The 17,294-nt window shown below is 47.7% G+C and carries 14 protein-coding genes; 8 read left to right on the plus strand and 6 right to left on the minus strand.

Going from position 1 to position 17,294, the window contains the following annotated elements; genetic code table 11:
- Positions 1-42 precede the first annotated feature (42 nt).
- Positions 43-1,464 (plus strand): amidohydrolase, encoded by a 1,422-nt coding sequence (locus tag ACXAFQ_RS03195; protein ID WP_474818407.1) that lies wholly within the window; start codon positions 43-45, stop codon positions 1,462-1,464.
- Entirely contained in the window at positions 1,461-2,756 is a 1,296-nt protein-coding gene (locus ACXAFQ_RS03200; protein ID WP_474818120.1) for an amidohydrolase family protein, read from the plus strand. The genes ACXAFQ_RS03195 and ACXAFQ_RS03200 overlap by 4 nt, the downstream gene beginning before the upstream one ends.
- Before the next feature lie 124 nt (positions 2,757-2,880).
- On the opposite strand, the gene ACXAFQ_RS03205 is transcribed toward ACXAFQ_RS03200, so the two are convergent.
- Positions 2,881-3,549, minus strand: coding sequence for an arylesterase (locus ACXAFQ_RS03205; protein ID WP_474818121.1), 669 nt, complete (start codon positions 3,547-3,549; stop codon positions 2,881-2,883).
- Positions 3,550-3,565: 16 nt separating this feature from the next.
- On the opposite strand from ACXAFQ_RS03205, the gene ACXAFQ_RS03210 reads away from it, so the two are divergent.
- The 4 genes from ACXAFQ_RS03210 to ACXAFQ_RS03225 all read left to right on the plus strand — a co-directional run bounded on the left by ACXAFQ_RS03210 (position 3,566) and on the right by ACXAFQ_RS03225 (position 11,327).
- Positions 3,566-4,258, plus strand: a complete 693-nt coding sequence (locus tag ACXAFQ_RS03210) for an ABC transporter ATP-binding protein (RefSeq protein ID WP_474818122.1) — start codon at positions 3,566-3,568, stop codon at positions 4,256-4,258.
- Between the two features lies 1 nt (position 4,259).
- The gene (locus ACXAFQ_RS03215; protein WP_474818123.1) at positions 4,260-6,785 is read left to right on the plus strand and encodes an ABC transporter permease; all 2,526 of its coding nucleotides are present in this window, start codon (positions 4,260-4,262) and stop codon (positions 6,783-6,785) included.
- Between the two features lie 355 nt (positions 6,786-7,140).
- The gene (locus ACXAFQ_RS03220; RefSeq protein WP_474818124.1) at positions 7,141-8,199 is read left to right on the plus strand and encodes an efflux RND transporter periplasmic adaptor subunit; all 1,059 of its coding nucleotides are present in this window, start codon (positions 7,141-7,143) and stop codon (positions 8,197-8,199) included.
- A complete protein-coding gene (locus ACXAFQ_RS03225) occupies positions 8,199-11,327 on the plus strand; it encodes an efflux RND transporter permease subunit (RefSeq protein ID WP_474818125.1) in 3,129 nt (1,042 codons plus the stop codon). Before ACXAFQ_RS03220 ends, ACXAFQ_RS03225 begins: the two co-directional genes overlap by 1 nt.
- A 14-nt stretch (positions 11,328-11,341) precedes the next feature.
- Here the strand turns inward: ACXAFQ_RS03225 and ACXAFQ_RS03230 are convergent, their stop codons facing one another.
- The 4 genes from ACXAFQ_RS03230 to folX all read right to left on the minus strand — a co-directional run bounded on the left by ACXAFQ_RS03230 (position 11,342) and on the right by folX (position 14,113).
- Positions 11,342-12,088, minus strand: coding sequence for an RIO1 family regulatory kinase/ATPase domain-containing protein (locus tag ACXAFQ_RS03230; protein ID WP_474818126.1), 747 nt, complete (start codon positions 12,086-12,088; stop codon positions 11,342-11,344).
- A 96-nt stretch (positions 12,089-12,184) separates the two neighbouring features.
- Positions 12,185-12,601 carry a MarR family winged helix-turn-helix transcriptional regulator gene (locus tag ACXAFQ_RS03235; RefSeq protein WP_474818127.1) on the minus strand — a complete coding sequence of 139 codons (417 nt, stop codon included), beginning with the start codon at positions 12,599-12,601 and terminating at the stop codon, positions 12,185-12,187.
- Positions 12,602-12,840: 239 nt separating this feature from the next.
- Entirely contained in the window at positions 12,841-13,737 is an 897-nt protein-coding gene (locus ACXAFQ_RS03240) for a TIGR01777 family oxidoreductase (RefSeq protein ID WP_474818128.1), read from the minus strand.
- 10 nt (positions 13,738-13,747) lie between these two features.
- Positions 13,748-14,113 carry a dihydroneopterin triphosphate 2'-epimerase gene (gene folX / locus ACXAFQ_RS03245; protein WP_474818129.1) on the minus strand — a complete coding sequence of 122 codons (366 nt, stop codon included), beginning with the start codon at positions 14,111-14,113 and terminating at the stop codon, positions 13,748-13,750.
- 82 nt (positions 14,114-14,195) lie between these two features.
- Here folX and ACXAFQ_RS03250 point away from each other — a divergent pair, with 82 nt between their 5' ends.
- Both ACXAFQ_RS03250 and ACXAFQ_RS03255 read left to right on the plus strand, forming a co-directional pair.
- Positions 14,196-15,239: an AI-2E family transporter gene (locus tag ACXAFQ_RS03250; protein WP_070126779.1), complete on the plus strand. Its 1,044-nt coding sequence runs from the start codon at positions 14,196-14,198 to the stop codon at positions 15,237-15,239.
- A 199-nt stretch (positions 15,240-15,438) separates the two neighbouring features.
- Positions 15,439-16,272 carry a PEP-CTERM sorting domain-containing protein gene (locus ACXAFQ_RS03255; RefSeq protein ID WP_474818130.1) on the plus strand — a complete coding sequence of 278 codons (834 nt, stop codon included), beginning with the start codon at positions 15,439-15,441 and terminating at the stop codon, positions 16,270-16,272.
- Between the two features lie 85 nt (positions 16,273-16,357).
- Here ACXAFQ_RS03255 and ACXAFQ_RS03260 read toward each other — a convergent pair whose 3' ends face one another.
- On the minus strand, positions 16,358-17,251 hold the full coding sequence (locus ACXAFQ_RS03260) for a pepsin/retropepsin-like aspartic protease family protein (RefSeq protein ID WP_474818131.1): 894 nt from the start codon (positions 17,249-17,251) through the stop codon (positions 16,358-16,360).
- Between the last annotated feature and the right edge of the window lie 43 nt (positions 17,252-17,294).

Here is a 17,294-nt window from a genome sequence, read left to right on the forward strand (position 1 = left end):
GAAAGTCTCATACCGAAAATCTGAACAATAATAACGGAACAAATTATGAAACACACATCATCAAAGCTGGCCATTGCGCTGGCTTGCCTGTGTTCGACTGTCTCAATGCAACCGATAGCGCAAGCTGAAGAGCAGACTGAACAGGCTCCACACGTTTCAATTAACACCGACCCTTATCCAAGCACCTACACACCCCTTTCGGGCAAACCGACAGTTATCACCAACGTTACCATTCTTGATGGTGTAGGCAGTCGTATTGAAAACGGAATGGTTTACTTCGCCGATGGCAAAATTGTGGCTGTGGGTGAAACCGTAGATTATCCAAGTGATGCCGTGGTCATCGACGGTAAAGGAAAATGGGTAACGCCAGGCATTATCGATAATCACAGTCATTTGGGGGTGTATCCAACACCCTCCGTAGGCTCAACGTCAGACGGTAATGAAATGACGTCACCGGTTACGCCTGGCGTGTGGGCTGAGCACTCTGTGTGGCCACAAGATCCAGGCTTTGGCCGGGCACTGGCAGGTGGTGTGACATCACTACAAATTCTGCCCGGTTCGGCAAATTTGTTTGGTGGACGCTCCGTGGTGCTTAAAAACGTGCCTAGCCGCACCATGCAAGACATGAAATTTCCTGATGCGCCTTACGGCATGAAAATGGCCTGTGGGGAAAATCCGAAGCGGGTTTACGGAAAGAAGGGCGGTCCAATGACCCGCATGGGTAACGTGAAAGGTTACCGCCAAGCCTGGTCCGACGCGCAAAATTATATGCGCGAATGGGAAAAATACGAGGCCGATTACGAAGCAGGGAAAAGTCCTAAGGCACCGAAACGAAACCTCGATCTGGAAACCATGGCCGGCGTGCTCAGCGGCGATATACGGGTGCACATGCATTGTTATCGTGCAGATGAAATGACGGTGATGATGGACATGATGAAAGAGTTTGACTATCAAATTGCCGCATTCCACCACGCAGTGGAAGGATACAAAATAGCGGATAAGCTCGCTGAAAATAACGTGTGTGCCTCAATGTGGGCAGACTGGTGGGGCTTTAAACTGGAAGCTTATGACGGCATTCGCGAGAATATTCCGGTAGTCCATGCCGCCAACGCCTGCGCAATTGTGCACTCAGATGACGAATTGGGTATTCAGCGTTTGAATCAGGAAGCGGCCAAAGCCTGGTCGGACGGCAAGCGTGCCGGTATCGATATTAGCATGGAAGAGGCGTGGCAATGGCTAAGCGCTAATCCTGCTAAGTCATTGGGGATTTTTGATAAAACCGGTTCACTAGAAGCGGGTAAGAATGCTGACCTGGTATTGTGGACGGGGAATCCGTTCTCCACTTATACCAAAGCCGAGCAGGTTTTTGTCGATGGCGGTAAAGCCTATGAGCTAGGTAATCCGGACAGCTGGCCACTCAGTGATTTTGAAGTCGGCCAGGTCGGCGAAGGAGATGTAAAATGAAACGCTTATTATCTCTGGCTATTGCCACTGCACTAAGTTCTACCGTAATGAGTACCAGCGTACTGGCAGAAAATATCGCTATTGTCGGCGGTAAAGTGATTACCCAAACAAAGCAAGGCACGCTGGAAAGCGGTACGGTGCTTATCAAAGACGGCACAATTGAAAAAGTCTCTTCCGGCAGCAATGTTCCTTCTGGCTATACCAAGGTCGACGCCAGCGGTAAGGTGGTTACTCCTGGTTTTGTGGGCGCGCTCACTTCGCTCGGTTTGGTGGAAGTGGCTTCGTGGGCGGGTGAAGTGGATTCATCAGCGAGCAGTACAAAGGTGAGTACCACGGGCGCAGCGCTAGACGTGACCTATGCTATTAATCCGGACTCCACACTGATTGATGTCTCCCGTATTGAAGGCGTAACCTCAGCGGCTACCACCATTGCGAATACCGATCTCATGTTCCATGGGCAAGGCGCGGTGATAGGTCTGGATGATGATGCTGACATTCTTAAAGACAAAGCCTTTATGGTGGTCAATATGGATGGCGCGTCTGCAGACAGTCATGGTGGTTCCCGGGCGGTGTTATGGGTAACGCTGGAAGCACTGATTGATGAAGTCGCAAGCACCAAGAAAATACCGTCGCTGACATCGGGCTGGGATGGCATGAATGCCCGTGCGGACATTAAAGCGTTGAAGGGGGTTTTAAAAGGGGATATTCCACTGTTTATTGAAGCAGACCGGGCCGCAGATATACGTCAAGTTTTAGCCTTCAAGAAACGTCACCCGGATATCAGCATCGTTCTGCTGCATGGCGTCGAGGCCTGGCGTGTCGCTGACCAGCTGGCCAAAGCGAACATTCCCGTTATTCTCGATCCGCAACTTAACTTGCCGGGCAACTTCGAGCAGCTCGGTGCTACCCTGCACAATGCTGAGCGACTTGAGAAAGCCGGTGTGAAAGTGGCTATTGGCATGGAAACACACAATATTCGTTTGGCGGCGCAGCATGCCGGTAATGCTGTTGCTAACGGCTTGTCTTATGAGGGCGGCATTGCCAGCTTGACCTCAGTGCCAGCAATGATTCTCGGCGTTGACGATCAGGTGGGGTCTTTAGCGCCGGGTAAGCGGGCTGATGTTGTGATTTGGAGTGGTGATCCCCTTGAAGTCACCGAAGCCGCAGAGCAAGTGTATATTGAAGGGGAGGCCATTGATATGTCGTCCCGTCAAACCAAACTGCGCGACCGCTATATGGCATTAAAGGACGTACCTGCGGGCAAAACGTCCCATTATGTGAAGCCGAAATAATATTGATATTGACAATATATTGAAGAGAAAAAGGATGCGAGTTGCATCCTTTTCTCTTTCATTCGTAGTGAACTGAGTCAATGGATATCGCTAAACGTTGACATGCAATATCAGAAGCTCGTGCTCACTCTCTGATAAGCGGGGTTAATGCATCACGCATGAATTGCGCAATCATGGGTTGCGCTTTTGCATTAGGATGAATACCATCGTTTTGCATCAGCGTTTTGTCTAGCGCCACGTCTTGAAGGAAAAACGGGATTAAAGTTATTTCATTTTCTTCGGCGACTTTGTCGAATGCATCACCGAACATCTTGGTGTACCGGCTACCGTAATTGGTGGGAATTTGCATGTCTTGAATGAATACTGTAGCGCCGCTGTCTTTAGCCAGTTTTACCATTTCGCTTAGGTTAGCACGGGTTTTGTTTACCGGGTGCCCCTGTAATCCGTCATTTCCACCAAGTTCGATAAGTACATGAGAAGGCTCATGTTGTTCCAACAAACGTGGCAGCCTGGCAAGTCCTCCGTCTGTGGTTTCTCCGCTTATCGCAGCATTTATCACATCAATCTGAAGCTGTTCGTCGTTCCAGATATTTTGTAACAAACTTACCCAACCCTGCTGTTGCTTTAACCCATATCCAGCGCTTAGGCTATCACCTAAGACTAACAGCTTGAATTGTTGGGGCGTTTGCGACGATTGCGTCGCAGCATACAGATGATCTGAATATACGCACAGCTGTAAGAAAACTAAGGCCAGCGCAAGCCTGTATTGGCGAAATCGTTGTAACGAAAACACGACAGTGACTACTCCTATGATAAGCACCCGAAAAATTACCAAAACAGTCTCTACGAGTGAAGGTGAACTTCAGATCCTTCAACCAATTTCATTTGAAGTCAAGGCAGGTGAGTCTATTGCCATCGTTGGCGCGTCTGGTTCCGGTAAATCTACCTTGCTCAGTTTACTGGCCGGATTGGATGAAGTGAGTAGTGGCGAAATATTGTTAGATGATGAACCGCTACACAATATGAACGAAGAAGCCCGTGCTCGTTTACGCGGTGAGAAGGTTGGCTTTATCTTCCAAAGCTTTATGTTGGTGCAAAGTTTAACCGCGTTGGAAAACGTAATGTTACCGGCGGAGATTTCCGGTCTCGACAATGCAAAAGGACGGGCAACAGAAATACTGGAATTGGTGGGGCTATCTCACCGGGCACACCATTATCCTAACCAGTTGTCAGGTGGTGAACAGCAGCGAGTTGCCATTGCACGAGCGTTTATCGGTCAACCAAAGATCCTCTTCGCTGATGAACCTACCGGCAACCTGGATGCGGCGAACAGTGAAAAAATTGAACAGCTGTTATTTGATATGAACCGTGATATTGGCACTACGTTGGTGCTGGTGACCCACGACAACGAATTGGCGAAACGCTGCAGCCGTCAATTGACTATGCAGGCTGGGGTGCTTACAGAAACCACTGCGCCGGTTACTGCTGCCGAGGAAGCGTAATATGGGAACAGGGTTTAATCTTGCCTGGCGACTCTTTCGCCATGAAGCCCGAAGGGGCGAACTCACCATTATTTTATTGGCCATTGTTTTGTCAGTGGCCTCTGTGTTGTCGTTGTCACTGTTCAGCGAACGATTACAAGGGGCGCTCACCGAACGCTCTGCAAGCTTCCTGGCTGCTGATAGCCAGTTTCGCTCATCACAGCCCATCGATGATAGCTGGGTAGCAGAAGCCAGCGAATTCGATCTGAAAACAGCAAGACAAGTCGCAACCCGCTCCATGGCATTCGGCGAAGAAAATATGTCGCTGGTAGACTTACGGGCGGTGAATGAAAATTACCCGCTTAAAGGCGAAGTGCTCATAGCCGACACGCCTTTTGGACAAACCAAAGCCGCTACGGACTTGCCCTCGCCGGGAGAAGCATGGATTGATTCTCGGCTATTTCAATTGTTGGATGTGAAGCTGGGCGGCACAATTTATGTTGGTGATGCAGAGTTTACCGTTACCCGTGTGCTTGGTGAGATCCCCGACGCCGGGTTCAGTATTTTTTCCACCGATCCCATTGTACTTATTCGCGATGCTGATTTAGCTGCAGCGAATATAACAGGGCCGGGGAGCCGGGTTAATTACACCGCTTACTTTACCGGCGATCAAGACTCCCTGAAAGGCTACTATCGCTGGCTGCGTCCGAATATCGACAAAGAAATTCACCGTTGGCGTTCGGTGTCAGAAGATCAGTCTCCAGTGGGCCGTTCGGTTGCCCGTGCTGAACGCTATTTTCTGCTTGCCAGTTTACTTGCCATCATACTCGCTGCTGTCTCGATAGCTGTAGCTGCGCAGCGATTTAGTCAGCGTCACTTCGACCCGGTAGCAATCATGAAAACCCTGGGTGCAAGCAAGGCCATGATTCGTCGGGTGTATACCATTCAAATTTGTTTAATTACCACCGCTGGTATTGTCATTGGTGTCATCGCCGGTGTGGCTATTCAGCAGGTGGTGGTCACCGCATTGGCCGATCAGGTGGATGTGTCTTTAAATGTATGGCACTGGCGGCCGGTTCTCATCGCTATTTTTACCGGTGTAATCTGTGCGTTGTTATTTTCACTCTATCCACTTCTGCGGCTTTTCTCTGTACCACCACTTCGAGTACTTCGACGAGATATAGATGCCAACATGAGTTCCCGTACTCTGCAATTTCTGGCAGCCGGTGGCGCAATATTTTTACTGATGTGGACATACAGTCGCGACATCAAATTGAGCGCTATTTTGTTTGTCTCGGGTATCGCACTGGTAGCCGGACTCCTGTTGGTCACCATGGGATTAATACGTGTTGGGCGTAAACTCGGAACCGGAAAAATGGGGCCGTGGCAGCTCGCATGGGCGCGCATTCGTCGCCGCTCTATGGACAATAGTGTGCAGTTGATTAGTTTCTCAGTCACCTTACTGCTACTTTTGGTGGTATTGGTGATGCGAAATGACATGGTGGCGCAATGGCGGGCTCAGCTACCAGAAGGTACGCCGAACTACTTCCTGATAAACATTACCCAATCAGAAAAGCCGGAAATAGAGCAGCATTTTGCAAATGCCAATGTGGAAATGTCTGATTTTTATCCGGTGGTTCGCGGCCGTTTTGTTGCGGTGAATGATGAGCGGGTAAACACCAGCATGTCGAAAGAGGACGAGGAAGGTCCACGGGAAGGCCGTGATGGTTTGGGCCGGGAAGCGAACCTAACCTGGAGCAACACCTTGCAATTCGGTAACGAAATTACGGCCGGTAACTGGCAAGGTGACGATGCATCAGAGCCGGAAGATGGTATTTATCCGGTTTCGGTTGAAGAACAATCTGCCGAACGAATGGATATAAATTTGGGTGACGTATTAACCTTTAATATTGGTAGTGAAGACGTAAAAGTTCGCGTTACCAGTATGCGTAAAGTCGATTGGCAGACCATGCAGCCGAATTTCTTCTTTGTACTGTCTCCTGCTGCCATGCAGTCGTTCTCGCCCACATATATCACCAGTTTTTATCTGGATACTGAACGCAAGCCCGAGCTAACAGAGCTGTTAAAGCCTTTCCCGTCAGCCACGTTATTCGATGTTGATGCGCGGATAAATCAGCTTAGAGAGATTGTTGATCAGGTCTCGTTGGCCGTGGAATTCATTCTGATACTCGTATTGGCTGCGGGGGCGCTGGTGCTCATTGCTCAAGTGCAGGCCTCGATGGACGAACGTCAACAGGAACTGGCAATTCTGCGTACCTTGGGTGCGAAGGGAAGCCTGATTCGTTTAAGCGTGGTATACGAATTTATCATTATTGGTGTGGTAGCCGGTTTCATGGCGGCACTGACCAACGAGTTAAGTCTTTACATGTTGCAAACGAGCATTTTCCAAATGGAAGCCGTGCTTCACCCTGAATATTGGATTATTGCCCCCATCGTCGGCGCTGCCGTTGTCGGGCTGCTTGGTGCTGTAGGCTGCTGGCGTTTGTTGTCATTAAATACCACCGCGTTGCTTCGCAAAATGGTGTAACAGTATAACTATTCTGTTTTAACGCAGCATTTTTCTAACGTTATTTACGGCCGGTTCATAGAAGGGGCTTACTTCTCTGAACCGGCTATTTTTCTAGTCTTTCCCTTCACCTTCTAATTGTGTGCCAGCTTGAACATGGGCTGGGTACATTCAACTTTTCTTAATACCATTATTTATTTCGTTACAAAATTTACAACATCTCTTTACGTTGCCTGTGATACCTTACGCAATATTACTGCCGGTCGTTCTGGCAACCCGTTTTCCGGTAAGAAAATAATTGCTTCGCAGTAACCAAAATCATTACGTTCAACAAGCTAAAAATGACACCCAGCCTGACAAAGGACTTCATCTAAAAATGAATAAATCATCTGTTTTCGCACTTCTGTTTATTCTTCTTATTAGTGCATGGATGGTCTCTGGCCTTTTTACATCAGAGCCCGAAGAACAAAATCAGACGCAAAAAGCGATCCAACCGTTTTCTGTGGAAGTCACGGTTTCTGAAGCCCAGGTAACGCCGGTTTCCCTGGTGGTTCAGGGGCAAACCGTGCCGGAACGCTTACTGGAAATTAAAGCGCAGACGGCAGGGCGAATTGAGCAAATTTCGGTAACTGAAGGCGACACTGTACAAAAAGGGGATACCTTGCTGACCATTGATATGGAAGACAGGCTTATTCAACTTGAGCAACAGGAAGCGTTATACGAAGCCCGTAAGAAAACCTATAAGCGTTTGTCGCAACTTGCAGATAAGCAATATCAAAGTGAATCAGAACTCGATACCGCGTTGGCCAATGTAAAAGCGTCTGAGGCCGCCATTGCGACCATTCGATCAGACATTGGATTTGTGCAACCGTCGGCCCCTTTTGATGGCGAAATTCAAAAAGTGACAGCAGAAAGCGGCGATGTCGTCAGTGTGGGCGACCCCATGTTGGAACTGGTGGATAACTCGGTACTGGTAGTTGAGGTGCAAATTGCGCAGCAACGGGTAAATGAAGTCAAAAAAGGGCTGCAGGCAGATATTCAACTCGCCACCGGTGAGCAGGTTACTGGTGAGGTTCGTTTTATTGCTTCTTATGCCAGCAGTGAATCGCGTACTTATCTTGCTGAAATTGGCATCCCGAATCCCGATGGCAAACTGAAGTCTGGTTCCAGCGCCACGGTTACCCTGCATGTGAATGAAGTGAAGGCTCATTACGTATCGCCGGCGACTTTCACCCTGGATGCCGATGGGCGAATTGGGGTTAAATCGGTTGGTAGCAACAATAAAGTGGAATTTCATCAGGTATCACTGCTGCAATCTGACAACGAAGGTGCCTGGGTAACTGGTTTGCCTGATACCGTACGCCTTATCACCACGGGGCAGGGCTTTGTGGATGCTGGCAATGTGGTGACGCCAGTTGAGAAGGCGGCCAGATAATGAATGCGATTATCGATGCGGCATTTGCCCGCACCCGTACCGTAGCGTTGGTCTTTTTTGTGCTCACCATTGCCGGTGCCAGCGCTTATTTTGCTATTCCGAAAGAGTCTGAGCCAGACATTACGATCCCGTTTATCTATGTCTCAGTGGTGTATGACGGTATTGCACCGGAAGACAGTGAACGCTTACTGGTGAGGCCGCTAGAGAAAGAGCTTCAATCCATTGAAGGCTTAAAAGAAATGAAAGGTACGGCCATACAAGGCTTTGCCTCAGTGGTGATGGAATTTGAAGCCGGCTTTGACGCCGATCAGGCATTGCTTGATGTCAGGGAAAAAGTCGATCTGGCCAAAGCCGAGTTGCCTCCTGGCAGTGAGGAGCCCAGAGTTACTGAAGTGAACCTGTCACTCTTCCCGGTTCTGACAGTCATGTTATCGGGTGATATTCCAGAACGTACGCTGGTAAATATTGCTCGCCGTCTGCAGGATGAAATTGAAGCGCTTTCCGGTGTATTGGAAGTGGATATCGCCGGTGATCGAGAAGAACTTCTTGAAGTCATTATCGACCCCGTTGCGCTGGAAACGTACAACCTGTCTTTTCCCGATGTGCTGAATTTTGTCAGTCAGAATAACCAGCTGGTGGCTGCCGGGGCCATTGATGCTAATGCTGGCCGCATGGTGTTTAAAGTGCCGGGCGTTATTGAGACTATGCAGGATTTGGCTACCTTACCGGTGAAAAAAGTGGGAAATACCATCGTCACCTTCGATGATGTGGCCACCATTCGCCGTACTTTTAAAGATCCCACCAGTTTCGCCCGTCTCCGGGGTGAAAAAGCCATTGCCCTTGAAGTATCAAAACGAAGTGGCGCGAATATTATCGAAACCATAGCAGACGTGCGCAATCTGGTGGAACTGGCAAGAACGCAATGGCCTGAAACCATTAAAGTAGACTATCTGCAGGACAAATCCGGCGAAATTAAAAGCATGCTGGGGGATTTGGAAAACAATGTTCTGACTGCCATTATTCTGGTAGTGATAGTGATTGTATTTGCCCTCGGTATACGCCCAAGCATATTGGTTGGCATGGCTATTCCCGGTTCATTTTTAGCGGCCATGACGGTGATATTCTTCTTCGGCATGACCATGAATATGATTGTGCTATTCAGCCTGATTCTGGTAGTGGGGATGCTGGTTGACGGCGCCATTGTTACCATTGAATTAGCAGACCGGAAAATTGCTGAAGGTGAGCCACCGAAAACCGCTTTCGCAACGGCGTCCAAACGCATGGCGTGGCCTATCATCGCTTCAACCATCACCACGCTGACCGTATTCTTCCCGCTGCTGGTGTGGCCTGGATTGGTGGGTGAGTTTATGAGCTTCCTGCCGCTAACTGTCATCATTACCTTAACCGCCTCGTTGTTTATGGCGCTGATATTTATTCCCGTATTAGGCGGTGTGATTACCCGTAAAGTCAGCGTTGATACCCAGTCTGATACGGTGAAATTTATCCGCATGGCGGAGAAGGGCAACCTAGATGATATTCGAGGCTGGCTGGGCCGTTATCTGCGATTCTTAAAGAACATCGTAAATCATCCTGGCAAGTCCACATTAGCAGCACTGGGTATTATGTTCATGACCTTTGTACTTTACGGTTTCTTTGGTCGTGGCGTATTGTTCTTCCCAGACATTGAACCCGAATATCTGCAAATTCAAGTGCAGGCCCGAGGTGATTTATCTATTTATGAGCGCGACAAACTGGTGAAGAAAGTCGAGACGTTTTTATTGCAGCAGGACAATCTCGATTCAGTTTACGCCCGCACCATTGGCGGCGGTGGTGGCAACGAGTCGGAGATGCCGGAAGATGTTATCGGTGTTATCCAACTGGAATTAAGTGACTGGGAAACCCGGCCGCCGGCGTCAGAAATCATGGCTGATATCCGTGAATATGTCGAAACCATTCCCGGCATCAAAGTGCAGGTGCGGTTACCCGACATGGGGCCATCTTCCGGTAAACCGGTGGAGATTGTCCTCAGTGGGATCAGTAACGACAGTCTCATTGAAGGCACAGAACATATTCTTGCTTTAATGGAAGAAACGGGCGGTTTTGTTGATGTTGAAGACTCCCGGCCTCTGCCCAGTGTGGAGTGGCGTTTAAATGTCGACAGAGAGCTGGCGGCGCAGTACAACGTTGATGTCACCCTGTTGGGGAATGTGGTGAAGTTAATCACCAATGGCGCCATGCTGGCGGAATACCGCCCGGATGATGCCGAGGAAGAAGTCGAAATTCGTCTTCGCTTCCCGGAAACCTTTCGGAATATTGAACAGCTTTATCAACTTCGTATTCCGTCTGCCAATGGTTCTGTGCCCATTGGGAATTTTGTGACCATTGAGCCTGCCCCAAAAACCGGGCGGATAAACCGTCTTGATGGCGCTCGTACATATACAATTAAGGCAGAAATAGCGGAGGGTGAATTACTGGATCAAAAGCTGAAACAGATGCGTGAAAAGCTTATCGAATCGCCGTTACCTGCAGACGTTATGCTGTCATTTAAAGGCGAGGATGAAGATACCCAGGAGTCAATGACATTCCTGAGTAATGCCTTTATTGGCTCGATTTTCCTGATGCTGATCATTCTGGTGACCCAGTTCAACAGCTTCTATCAGGCCTTTGTGGTCTTGAGTGCAATTATCTTTTCAACCGCAGGCGTGTTAATTGGCCTAATGGTCACGTCGCAACCCTTCGTGGTGGTGATGAGTGGTATCGGCACCATTGCCCTTGCAGGCATAGTGGTTAACAACAACATCGTCTTAATCGATACCTATAACGCGCTCAAAAGTGACGGGATGGACGCCAAGGAAGCCATTTTACGTACGGCAGCGCAGCGTGCCAGACCGGTACTGCTCACGTCTGTCACCACCATTCTGGGTTTATTGCCCATGGTGTTTGCGTTGACTATCGATATCGTCGGCAGGAACATTTCTGTGGGAGCGCCGTCAGCGCAGTGGTGGACAGTGTTGTCGAGCACCATCGCCGGCGGTCTGACATTTGCGACCTTGCTCACACTGCTGCTGACACCGGCACTGTTGATGTTGGGAGAGAAAATAAAATCCCTGACCTCAGCCAGGGATTAAAGCAGACCACGCCTTTACCAGAACTTTTCGAGGATGTTCTGAACTATGTTCAGGCTCATAACGTGTGCAGCAAAGGCCTGCACACGTACTTGCATTCTATGAATTGGATAACCGCGAAATACCCACCATTTACGCGTTGAATTATAGCGAGCCAAAAACTGCTTTTTGTGAGCAGGTAGCGGTGTAGCGCCATAGCGTTCCCACGCTTTATACACACCAGTAATATCTGCATAGCGCATGAATTTTTGCAGCCATTTAGGGAAACGCGCCCAGCCAATACTGGATTGAAAATCGATAATGGCGGGATCACCGTTAGCATCAATGAGAATATTGCCCATATTGCGCAGATCAAGGTGAACGCGACCGGTGTTGTGCATGGCGCGAATGCTTTGTTCAAGCTGGTAAAAAAACGCGGGTTCTAATTGGTGACCACTCGCACCGTATGCGCTCAGTGTTTCACCTTCAATATGACGGTAGGCAACCATACATTCAGAAAGACGATAACATTCGGGAGTCACAGCAGGAATGTGGCGCAGAGCACTTATAGCCTTAAATTCTTGGCGTACCGACAACCTGCCAATGGTTTTGCGAACTACATAGTGACGACTTGAAAAGTCTTTTATAACCAGGTTGTATTTTTCGTCCTTATAGCGATACACCACAGCGTTAGCGAATCTCCCTTCATGAAGGATCTGCAGATAGTCCTGTTCGAAAACATGTCCTGGAATGGCTGCAGCAAGGGAATTTAAGATGAGTTGCACTTGCTTCCTCGATTTAACTTGACTAGGCAAGCATTTTCTTGCGATTAGCTTGATTAGGCAACCAAATTGAGGTGGTCGAACTGTATAGGGCGTTAATTAGCTCAAATTGAAACGGCAGCGTTCTAGCATAGAGAAGAACGCCTCTTTTTCTTTAGCGGAAAACTCGGCGAGAGCCTGTTCAAATAACGCGTTAACTTTAGGAGTCGTTTGCGGAAATAATTCTTTCCCACGGGAAGTTAATTTCAGCCTGAATGCGCGCCCATCGTCGGGACAAGGCTTACGAATAATCAGTGACTTATCTTCCATCCGGCTGAGTATACGGCTCATCGCGCCTTTATCGTATTGCAGTAGCTCACAGAGTTTGGCCAGTGTATCTGCTCTGCCTTCGGCGATATGCTTGATTACTGCATATTGTGAGCCTGTTAAATCAAATTCTTTCAGCAGTTCGTCCAGTCTGGACATCATAAGGTTACGAACCATGGCTATGTGTTTACCAAAATCACCGACCGACAAAATGAAAACTCCTGAAATGTGAAAGAGGATAGGAGGCAGCGACATCTCTTTCGTTATTATTGTATTAGGATATTTTTATCATGCTTTAGTTCAATTTTGAATTAACTAGCGGTTATTCATGTGAAAAATTCATTGAAGAAAATTGATTGTATTCAGGCGAGTGAATAGCAGCCCGATGCAAAGTTGCAGCCCGATGCAAAGTTGCAGCCCGATGCAAAGTTACCGGGCCTTTGGTTCATTTATTGGTAAATGTTTTCCAGTGCAGGTTTTAGTGTCGGAAATGTGAATTTGAACCCGCTGTCCAGGAGTTTTTCAGGAATGACGTGCTGGCCGGTCGTCACCATTTCTGCCGCTTCACCCATCATGATTTTCAGCGCAAACTTAGGAACAGTGAAAATATTGGGGCGGTGCAGGATGCTCGCCAGTTTTTGCGTAAACGCGGCATTAGTTTCGGGCTCTGGTGCCGTAAGATTATAAGCGCCTTCGCAGCGATTATTTGAAAGCAAGTATTCGATGGCATTGACCATATCGTCAATATGGATCCACGACAGGATCTGTTCACCGCTACCGATTTTGCCGCCCACGCCAAATTTAACCGGCATTGCCATTTTCGGTAACGCGCCTTTGTCTTTGTCCAGCACGACCCCCGTGCGCAGTACACATACGCGGGTAGCATCACTACTTGCTTGCATGGCAATCTGTTCCCAACGGTGGCATACCTGATGGGTGAACTCGTCATGTACGTTATAGTTACTTTCCGTTACTGGCCTATTGCCTTGACGGCCGTAAAAGCCAATGGCTGAGCCAGAGATAAATACAGAGGGCGGATGCGTGCAACCTTTCAGTCTTGTTACCAGGTGCTGTGTAACATCCCATCTGCTCTGACAAATTCGCTGTTTTTGCAGTGCTGTCCAACGTTTGTCTGCAATGGGTTCTCCTGCTAGATTGATAACGGCATCGAACAGGCAGAGATCGGCTACATCGTGAAGCCCTGCAATAACGTCTACGCCTTTTGGCAACTGCTCACGGGCTTTTTCTGGGTGACGGCTAATAACTGTGAACTCGTATTTATGCGCGAACTTGCTGATAAACGCCGCGCCAATTAGCCCGGTACCGCCAGTGAACAGTATTTTCAAAACAGCCTCGTTAGTCTTTGGTGCAGGAAAGTGTGAGTGATACAGAGTCAGCGAAACGAAGCGCATGGGGTTTATCGACTTCTACTTCAGCAAAGGTCACCCAGGGATGTTCTGCCGCTACGGCAAGGACATCTGCGGTAAGTTTTTCGAGAAGAGAAAAGCGGTTGTCTTCCACCAGTTTAATTATGGCTTTCGTGACTGTCTTGTAATTTAACGCGTCGTGCATATCGTCAGTATTAGTGGCTTTCATTGCGTCATAATGAATCTTGGCGTTAACCACAACGTCTTGTTTATTGGCAATTTCGTCGTCGTTGATCCCAATGTAGGTACGAAGGCGTAAGTTTTTAATTCGAATTGTAGCCTGGTTCAGCGTCATTATTTTTCTCTTTGGTCACGTTGTATCTATAGGCGCGATAATTTGTTAATTTTAGCGCAGGAAATCATTTTACAAGTACACTATGGAACTTAAATCTCCCACAGCCAAGGCAATGATAGTGCTAGCCTGTCTGGTTGTCATTTTGGCCGGCATAAAAGCGGCCAGTGCTATCATGGTGCCGTTTTTCCTTTCGGTGTTTATCGCAATCGCTTGCAGCCCTGTGATCAATTGGGCATCCCGGCACAATATTCCGCGATGGGCGTCGGTTACTTTAGTAATACTGCTTATTCTCGTATTTGGTTTCCTGCTAGCAGGCCTTGTTGGGCAATCATTAACAGATTTTAAGGCAAACTTGCCCGAGTACAGAAAACAACTCGACAGCGAGTTTTCCTGGATTATAGACAGACTTGCCACATTCAATATTCATATTAATCGCGAACTGTTTACTGAGCATTTTGATCCGGGCACAGCCATGTCGGTAGCAACTAACTTTCTTACCGGTATGGGCGGAGCGCTGTCGAATCTCTTCCTGATTTTATTAACGGTTATCTTTATGCTGTTTGAAGCTGACAGTATGCCATCGCGTCTGCATACGGCCCTGGCTGATCCGGAAATGAAAATGAAGCACGTCGACCGCTTTATTAAGTCCGTAAACAGCTATTTGGCCATTAAAACCGTGGTAAGCCTGGCAACTGGTTTCATTATCGGCGTGTGGCTTTGGGTGCTCGATGTCGACCATTTCTTGTTATGGGGTGTGTTGGCATTCCTGCTTAACTATATTCCTAATATCGGCTCCATCATCGCCGCAATTCCAGCAGTGCTTATTGCGTTAGTGCAATACGGACTACCCACTTCGGGCTTAGTAGCTCTGGCCTTCGTTGCGGTAAATACGGTGATGGGCAATATTGTTGAACCGCGCCTAATGGGGCGGGGTATGGGACTTTCAACACTGGTGGTATTCCTGTCGTTAGTGTTCTGGGGGTGGTTGCTGGGCAGTGTGGGTATGTTGCTCTCGGTACCGCTAACCATGGTAGTAAAAATCGCACTGGAATCCCGAGAGGAAAGTCAGTGGCTGGCACTGTTGTTGTCGAGTAATGCTGAACGGGATGCGAAAAGGTTAGAGTAGTTAATAGGTACGTTCTGAAGAAGCGCTAAGTTGACCAAGTTTTTAGTCGATAGCACCTTGTTGAGTGTCAGTAAACTTTACATGGCGTAAAATTACATGATATCAAAATAAGTTAACACTATGATAATTTGGAATTTTTAAAAATGGATCATATATTGCTAATTTAATTTTTCCTAATGTACCTTAAAGGACTAATTAAATGAGAAAAATATCAATTGCCACTGGCATATTCTTACTAAGTGCAGCAAATGCAATTGCAGGGCCTATTTTCTCCGATAGTAGCTACTCAGATGACATTTCTTTTACCGATGTTCTTGGTAGCACCAGCATGACACTGGCCTACGATGGAACGAATTACTGGAGTACATCAGGGGGAAGCGGTGCCGGAGTTCGCTATGCGCAATATGATTCTTCAGGTAACGCTACTTCAACTTACAGCCCAGGTATAGATTTCAGATCAGTCTTTACCGACGATGGTGGAAATGTTTACGCCAGAGCTTTTAACAGCTCTACAATTTACCAGCAATCATCTCCTGGAGTTTTTAATTCTTACTTAACCCTATCCGGAGGAATATTAGATTCACAATCCTCTGTTGTCATGAATGAGAACGGCGAATTCGTGGCTATGATAGATGGGGTTGTGAACATCTGGGATGCAACAGGTAACTTTAGTATGTCTTTCAGCCTTGACGGCTACACCGGCAGCTATCCACAGAATCGTGGTATTGCTGTAGCGGACAATTACTTATTTACTTATTTTGACCAAACGCTTACTGCGTGGGACTACTCTGGTAACTTACTTGATCAAACCACTTTATTGAATGCAGGAACTTCCTTTGATTCCTATTTCAGCCTTTCATATGCTAATGACCATGTTTTTGTCGTTGATCAGAGTGGCCAGACCTGGCGTGGATACGATGTAGGCTTGACTGGCGTACCGACACCAACACCGGTACCTGAACCTGGAACGTTGGCATTATTAACCTTGGCTGCCGCTGGTATCGGTTTTACAAGAAAAAGAAAATTACGATAACTTTCAATGTGCAGAATTTAAAAACCTCGGTAAAAACCGAGGTTTTTTTATTTGTACAGAACGCCAACCACTCACAGTTAGATTTTTAACTATCGGGTAAAGCCACATGAATTTTGCCCGTGTGGTAATCAATGGTTAACAGGAAGTCTTTGAACAAGCCGTAGCCCAAAATGCCTGCTATTCGTTTGCCTTTAATGCGCGTGCTGGTAGTAGAATACTGACTTTCCAAATTAGTCGTTTCTCCTGGGGCAGGAAATCTGACCTTCACATCGGAAATCTCAAAAGGGCCAAATTGTACTGTTTTCGCCGTAGCGACTTCCTGAATACCTGAACTGTTTACCCCAGATGAATAGCCTTCACCTTCAACGCTTTCGAATAAGCCCGCCATCGAGGCATAACGTCGTTCCATAAAAATGCCGCCGCTGTTGCCAGTATCAACCAGAAACCAGAGCGGTTGGCCGTTAATTTCAATTTGAGCGATGGGCATGCCGTGTTCTTTATCCGCGGCGGAATTTACATTTGCTGCTTTGTTCATGTCGACACTATCGCGGGTCAATAGCCTAATTTTATTGGCCGGATAGTCTATCTGCATCACAAATGGGTGAAAGAAAGTTGCGCCGAGCAGCAATCCACGAGAGTGGTGGCCCATGCTAAATTCGACAACATCATTTAACGTGAAATCAGCACCAAATAGGTTCACTTTCACGTTATTGTAGGTGCTTCGTCTTGCGGTGCTGTGCACACCCTTTATGAGCATCTTGCCTCCTGAGGCAAGATCGAGTTCATTTTTATTTACAAACGCCTTATTGATGGCATGAACACTTGAGCCTGAGTCGAGCATTGCTTTTGTTTCCACACCTTCGACAGACACCGGTAAATATACGTGGCCCCGCTCCAATGTGAAATCGACCCAGTCTGTTACTGCCGCATTCGCACTGAGAGAAACGACAAAAGTAACGAAGACTAAAAAATACTTCATAAAATCATCCTTGATATAACTGCAAACTCTAGCTCTTATTAAA

Source organism: Alteromonas sp. ABH2_165 (genome assembly GCF_056159945.1).